The organism is Mycobacterium sp. NAZ190054 (genome assembly GCF_001545925.1).
Classification (GTDB): domain Bacteria; phylum Actinomycetota; class Actinomycetes; order Mycobacteriales; family Mycobacteriaceae; genus Mycobacterium.
Map to the genome: position 1 here is coordinate 1 of NZ_LMVQ01000209.1, position 6,665 is coordinate 6,665.

The 6,665-nt window shown below is 68.8% G+C and carries 7 protein-coding genes; 1 reads left to right on the forward strand and 6 read right to left on the reverse strand.

Annotated elements, in window-relative coordinates; translation table 11 throughout:
- The 6 genes from ASJ79_RS15605 to ASJ79_RS15630 form a co-directional block, all read right to left on the reverse strand.
- The coding region (locus tag ASJ79_RS15605) for a sodium:proton antiporter (RefSeq protein WP_231750864.1) at positions 1-1,162 on the reverse strand (1,162 nt) is incomplete at its 3' end.
- A gap of 48 nt (positions 1,163-1,210) precedes the next feature.
- Positions 1,211-2,017, reverse strand: coding sequence for an Fpg/Nei family DNA glycosylase (locus ASJ79_RS15610; RefSeq protein ID WP_067956684.1), 807 nt, complete (start codon positions 2,015-2,017; stop codon positions 1,211-1,213).
- Between the two features lie 3 nt (positions 2,018-2,020).
- Positions 2,021-2,494 carry a ribose-5-phosphate isomerase gene (locus ASJ79_RS15615; protein ID WP_067956697.1) on the reverse strand — a complete coding sequence of 158 codons (474 nt, stop codon included), beginning with the start codon at positions 2,492-2,494 and terminating at the stop codon, positions 2,021-2,023.
- A gap of 52 nt (positions 2,495-2,546) precedes the next feature.
- Entirely contained in the window at positions 2,547-3,506 is a 960-nt protein-coding gene (locus ASJ79_RS15620) for an isopenicillin N synthase family oxygenase (RefSeq protein ID WP_067956686.1), read from the reverse strand.
- A 19-nt stretch (positions 3,507-3,525) separates the two neighbouring features.
- Positions 3,526-3,969: a nucleoside deaminase gene (locus ASJ79_RS15625; RefSeq protein ID WP_067956688.1), complete on the reverse strand. Its 444-nt coding sequence runs from the start codon at positions 3,967-3,969 to the stop codon at positions 3,526-3,528.
- A gap of 144 nt (positions 3,970-4,113) precedes the next feature.
- Positions 4,114-4,734: a DsbA family protein gene (locus tag ASJ79_RS15630; protein WP_067956691.1), complete on the reverse strand. Its 621-nt coding sequence runs from the start codon at positions 4,732-4,734 to the stop codon at positions 4,114-4,116.
- Positions 4,735-4,835: 101 nt separating this feature from the next.
- On the opposite strand from ASJ79_RS15630, the gene pepN reads away from it, so the two are divergent.
- On the forward strand, positions 4,836-6,665 hold a 1,830-nt coding region (gene pepN, locus ASJ79_RS15635), incomplete at its 3' end, for an aminopeptidase N (protein WP_067956694.1).

Consider the following 6,665-nt stretch of genomic DNA (forward strand, 5'->3'; position numbering starts at 1 on the left):
GTGCGCCGATCCGGTCGGCCAGCGTGCCGAACACCGGCTTGAGGATCACCTCGGCGCCGTCATAGATGGCCAGCAGCGCACCGAGCGTCAGCAGTGACGCCGCGGTGCCCGTCGTGGTGGTGCCCAGCGCCCCGCGGCCACCGTCGGGAATCGGCACGCTCAGCCGTCGTTCGACCTGCCGCGCCAGCACTCCCCTGCCGAACATCGCGAACACCGACAGCGGCCGGATCACCAGCACGATGAGCAACACCACGACGGAGGCGACGGCGACCTGGGCCAGGGATTCGTGTGCCTGTCGCAGATCTTCGAGGACGAAGCGCAGATGCAGTCCGATATAGGCGAATACGAACGCTTCGAGCAGAACGTCCACCGAGTTCCAGACGTACCGCTCCTGTAGGCGCGTCTGGTAGCCGGCGTCCACCGTCCCGCTGCCCACGATGAAGCCGGCCACCACGACGGCCAGCACACCCGAGGCGTGCATCTCCTCGGCGAGGATGAACGCCGCGAACGGCACCATCAGCCCCTGCACGGTCTCCAGGGCGGGGTTGGCCAGCCGCCGGCGGATCCACAACGTGACATATCCCAGCGCCGCGCCGACGGCCGGCCCGAGCACCGCGCTGTAACCGAACAGCAGCAGCGGGTTCTCGATGAAGGTGTGGTTACCGGCGACATGTGCCACCGCCACCGAGAACAGGGCCAGCGCCGCCGCATCGTTGATCAGGCTCTCCCCGGTCAGGATCGTCATCACCCGCTTGGGCAGCCCGAGCTTGCGCCCGACCGCGACGGCGGTGACGGCGTCGGGCGGCGCCACGATGGCGCCCAGCACCAGCGCGGTCGCGAACGTCAACGGGACCACCACCAGCAGGGACGACACGGCGGCGACGGTGAAGGCGGTGACGACGACGAGTCCGACCCCGAGGCCGAGGATGGGCTTGACGTTGCGCAGGAAGGTGGGGAACGAGAAGTTCAACGCCGCGGAGTACAGCAGCGGAGGCAGCACCACCGACAACAGGATGTGCGAGTCCAGTTCGGGTGCCTCGAATCCCGGCACGAACGACACCGCGATGCCGACCACGACGATGATCAGCGCCGGCTCGAGTCCACGCCGGTGCGCCATCGCCGTCACGATGATCGCCCCGACGACAACCAGGATCAGTTCCACGCGCAGATTCTCCCGGCTATCTCACAGGATTGCCCGGCGAGGCCATCGCTAGGCCTGGCAGGTCGGGCACCAGAACAGGTTGCGCCCCTCGAGCTCGACCGTCCGGACCGGTGTCGCGCACACCCGGCACGGCTCACCCGCCCGCCGGTAGACGTAGGTGCGCGGGCGGCCTTCCCGGTAGGACGGTGCGCCGTGATCGTGCTCCGGGCGCACCACGACGATCTTGCCCCGCCGTACGCCGACCTTCATCAGCGCGACGAGATCGGTCCACAGGTCGGCGAATTCGTCGGCGGTGATCGTCGTTCCGGGCCGGAACGGGTCGACCTGGTGCCGGAAGAGCAGCTCGCTGCGGTAGACGTTGCCGACCCCGGCGATCACACTCTGATCCATCAGCAGTGCGCCGATCGGCCTGCGGGACTTGGTGATCCGGCGCCAGGCCGGCTCGGGATCGGCATCGGGGCGCAGTGGGTCGGGGCCGAGCTTGGCCACCACGTCGGCGACCTCGGGCTCCTCGATGACCTCGCACACGTTCGGCCCGCGCAGATCGGTGCCGTACTCGGCGCCCAGCAGCCGCATCCGCACCTGGCCCACCGGCAACGGCTGTGTCCGGTCGTCGGGCAGCGGCCACTCGGTGAACGTGCCGTACAGACCCAGATGCACGTGCACGACGCGGCCGCCCTCGTAGTGGTGGAACAGGTGCTTGCCCCACGCGCTGGCCTTCTTGAACACCCGGCCGTTCACCGCGGCGGCGCCGTCGACGAACCGGCCCTGCGGGCTGGACACGATCACCGGCGCGCGGCCGAACCGACGCTGATGCTGCCGCGCCAACCGGTGCAGCGTGTGTCCTTCGGGCATCGGCTACGCGCCGGGCACCGGCGGTGCGGTGTGGGTCTTCTCGTATTCGGCGAGGATGTCGATGCGACGTTGGTGCCGCGGCGCCTCCGACCACGCGGTGGACAGGAACGCGTCGACGATCGCGAGCGCCTCCTCGGTGGAATGCATGCGGCCGCCGATGCCGATGAGTTGGGCGTTGTTGTGCTCACGGGCCAGCGCCGCGGTCTCGGTGCTCCAGGCCAGCGCACAGCGGGCGCCCGGCACCTTGTTCGCCGCGATCTGCTCGCCGTTGCCGGAACCACCGAGCACGATGCCGAGGCTGGCCGGATCCGCCACCGTCTTCTCCGCGGCCGCGATGCAGAACGCCGGGTAGTCGTCCTCGGCGTCGTAGGTGAACGCGCCGCAGTCGACGGGCTCGTGCCCGGTCGCCTTCAGGTGCTCGACGATGGCCTGCTTGAGTTCGTATCCGGCGTGGTCAGCCCCGAGGTAGACGCGCATGGCGGACACCCTACCTCCCGGTTCTCCCACCACCGCCGGGCCCGATGTCGGCTCAGCCGACGGTGATCGCGTCGAGGCGTTCCTTGATGAACTCCGCCGACGTCACCGGCTCCAACCCGGACACCTTGCCGACCGGCGGAGCCAGCGGCGTGACGAGCGCGTCGTGGTTGGCCTCGTAGAAGTAGATCAACGACACCAGGTCCTCCTCGGGAGCATCCGGTTGCGGGGGCAGCACCCGATGCCTGCCGGACGGCCAGCGCCGGCCACTCCAGTACTCCAGCAGGTCACCGATGTTCACCGTCAACGCGTCCGGATCGTACGGGGCGTCCTGCCAGCCGGCCTCGTCGGAATACACCTGCAGCCCGCCGGCACCGGGCTCCCGGTCCAGCACCGTGACGGTGCCGAAGTCGGTGTGCGGGCCGATGCGGAACTGGCCCGGTTCGGGTTCGCCGACCACACTCACCGGCGGGTAATGGTTGATGTTCATCGTCCACGTCGGCGTGCTGGCCAGCTCGGCGAACGGGTTGTCCGCCATCCGGAGCGCGTGGGCGCACAGCGCCAGCAGGTCGTCGGCGAGGCGCCGCATCTGCGCGGTGTACTCGGTGACCAGCGGTTGCAGCGCAGGCACCTCGCGGGGCCAGACGTTCGGCGCGAACCAGATCCGGTCGACCTCCGCGTCGCCGGTGGCGGTGTCAGCGCCCAGGCTGAAGCTCTCCTTCAGATCCGGTGGGGTCTCGGTGCCCTCGGCGTAGCCGTTGGCTTCCGCGCCCGGCCCGATCCAGCCATGCCCGCCCACGGGCACCGAGTAGCGCGCCTTCACCTCAGCCGGCAGCGCGAAGAACTCCCGGGCCGCGGCACGCACGTCCCGCGCCAGCGACGGGTCCACGCCGTGCCCGCGGACCAGGATGAAACCCGCCCTCTGCAGCCCGGCGTCGACCTCCGCGGCGACGTCGCCGGCGGCCGACCCACCGGCGCGCCAGCGCGAAAGGTCCACCGTGGCAATCACACTCATCTGCCGCTCGCTCCTCGCGTCATTCGCCGATGTCCTCCGCCCACAGCGCGGGGTTGGCCGCGACGAACTCGCGCATCAGCGCCACGCAGCGTTCGTCGTCGACGATCGTGATGTTCACGCCGTGCTCGGCGAGCCAGTCGTGCCCACCGGTGAAGGTCCGGCTCTCCCCGATCACGACGGCGCCGATGTTGAACTGACGCACCAGACCGCTGCAGTACCAGCACGGCGACAGCGTGGTCACCATGATCGTGGAGTGGTACCCCCGCTGACGACCGGCGTTGCGGAACGCGTCGGTCTCGGCGTGGATGGACGGGTCGTCGAGCTGGACCCGCCGGTTGTGGCCGCTGCCGAGCAGCGTTCCGTCTGCCGCGAAGAGCGCGGCACCGATCGGGATACCGCCTTCTGCCAACCCCTTTCGCGCCTCCTCGACGGCGACGTCGAGCATCTGATGCGGTGTGGGCATACGCGCTGGGTGGTGTTCCTGTGTCGACACGGCACCAAGTATGCGGCGCTCGCTGGTGGGTTCGGCGGCGATCACCGCTCTACGGTCACCCCGCCGGCGCCGGTCCGCAACCGGACGCAACAGCGGGGAAACACAACCGCGGAGTCAGTCGAAGGCGGGCTTCTCGGTACGGGTGCGCTTGAGCTCCCAGAAGTGCGGATAGGACGCGAAGGTCACCGACGCGTCCCACAACTTGCCCGCCTCCTCGCCGCGCGGGATGCGGGAGAGCACCGGCCCGAAGAACGCGACGCCGTTGACATGGATGGTCGGGGTTCCGACGTCGGGGCCGACGGCGTCCATACCGGCGTGGTGGCTCTTGCGCAGCGCCTCGTCGTAGGAGGTCGAGGTGGCGGCCTCGGCGAGCTCGGCGGGCAACCCCACCTCGTCGAGCGACTCGGCGATGACGCGGGTGAAGTCGGGGTCGGACTCGCGGTAGCCCAGGTCGTGGATCCTGGTGCCGAACGCGGTGTAGAGCGGCCGCAGAATCTCGGGGCCCTTGGCCTGCTCGGCGGCGATCGCGACCCGTACCGGTCCCCACGCCTTCTTCATCGCCTCCTGGTACTCCTCGGGCAGGTCCCGGCCCTCGTTGAGCACTGCCAGGCTCATCACGTGGAAGTCGACGTCGATGTCGCGGACCTTCTCGACCTCCAGCACCCACCGCGAGGTGATCCAGGCCCACGGGCACAGCGGGTCGAACCAGAAATCGGCGCGAGACTTCTCAGACATTTGCGTGGTCCTCTCTTCTGCATCCAGCTGTGACAGACGTCGTTGGGCACAACCCACGAGGCCCGTCCCGTCTTCCCGGGATGAGGCTAGTGTTGTCGAGCGTGGCACTTCCTAATCTGACCCGCGACCAGGCCGCCGAGCGCGCCGCCCTCGTGACCGTCGACAGCTACCGCATCGCCCTCGATCTGACCGACGGTTCGGGCAAGCCCGGTGAGCGCACTTTCCGGTCCGTGACGACCGTCGAGTTCGACGCCCTCGCCGGCGCGGACACCTACATCGACCTCGCTGCCGCCACAGTCCGAAGTGCCACGCTCAACGGTGCCGAAATCGACGTTTCCGGTTACGACGAGTCCACCGGTATCCCACTGACCGGCCTGGCGGGGCACAACGTGCTGACCGTCGACGCGGACTGCAGCTACTCCAACACCGGTGAGGGACTGCACCGCTTCGTCGACCCCGTCGACGACGAGGTGTACCTGTACTCGCAATTCGAAACCGCCGACGCCAAACGGATGTTCGCGTGTTTCGATCAGCCTGATCTGAAAGCAGCCTTCGACGTCACCGTCGTCGCGCCCGCGCACTGGGAGGTGATCTCCAACGGCGCCACGGTCACCGTCGAGGACCTCGACTCGGGCGCCAGACGTCACACCTTCAAGGCCACCCCGCGGATGAGCACCTACCTCGTGGCGCTCATCGCCGGCCCCTACGCCCGCTGGGACGACCGGTACTCCGACGACCACGGCGACATTCCGCTCGGCATCTTCTGCCGCAAGTCCCTGGCCGAATACATGGACGAAGACCGCCTCTTCACCGAGACCAAACAGGGATTCGGCTTCTACCACAAGAACTTCGGCGTCCCGTACGCGTTCGGCAAGTACGACCAGCTCTTCGTCCCCGAGTTCAACGCGGGCGCGATGGAGAACGCGGGCGCGGTGACCTTCCTGGAGGACTACGTGTTCCGCAGCAAGGTCACCCGCGCGTCGTACGAGCGCCGCGCCGAGACCGTGCTGCACGAGATGGCGCACATGTGGTTCGGCGACCTGGTCACCATGCAGTGGTGGGACGACCTGTGGCTCAACGAGTCCTTCGCGACGTTCGCGTCGGTGCTGTGCCAGGCCGAGGCCACCGAGTACACGCAGGCCTGGACGACGTTCGCCAACGTGGAGAAGTCCTGGGCCTACCGGCAGGACCAGCTGCCCTCGACCCACCCGGTGGCCGCCGACATCCCGGACCTGCACGCGGTGGAGGTCAACTTCGACGGCATCACCTACGCCAAGGGCGCCAGCGTGCTCAAGCAACTGGTCGCCTACGTCGGGCTCGACGCGTTCCTGGCCGGGCTGCGGGACTACTTCCGCGACCACGCGTTCGGCAATGCGACGTTCGGTGACCTGCTGGGCGCGCTGGAGAAGTCGTCCGGACGCGACCTGTCGGGCTGGGGCAGGCAGTGGCTCAAGACCACCGGGCTGAACACGCTGCGCCCCGAGTTCGACGTCGACGCCGACGGCACGTTCACCCGGTTCGCGATCGACCAGGGCGGCGCCAAGCCGGGCGACGGCGAGACCCGCGTGCACCGGCTGGCCGTGGGCGTCTACGACGACGACGGCTCCGGAAAGCTGGTCCGGGTGCACCGCGAAGAACTCGACGTCGACGGAACGACCACGGAAGTACCCGCGCTGCAGGGGGTTTCACGGGGCAAGCTGATCCTGGTCAACGACGACGACCTGACCTACTGCTCGCTGCGGCTCGACCCGGATTCGCTGCAGACGGTGCTGACCCGCATCGCCGACATCGCCGAACCGCTCCCCCGCACTCTGGCCGACCTCATCGCCGAGGTCCCGTTGCCGGCGGCGCAGGTGCGGGCCATGCTCGACGACGTGCTCGCCGCGCTCGACGCCGCGCACACCGGCGGGGTGCTGCACCGCGACATCAAG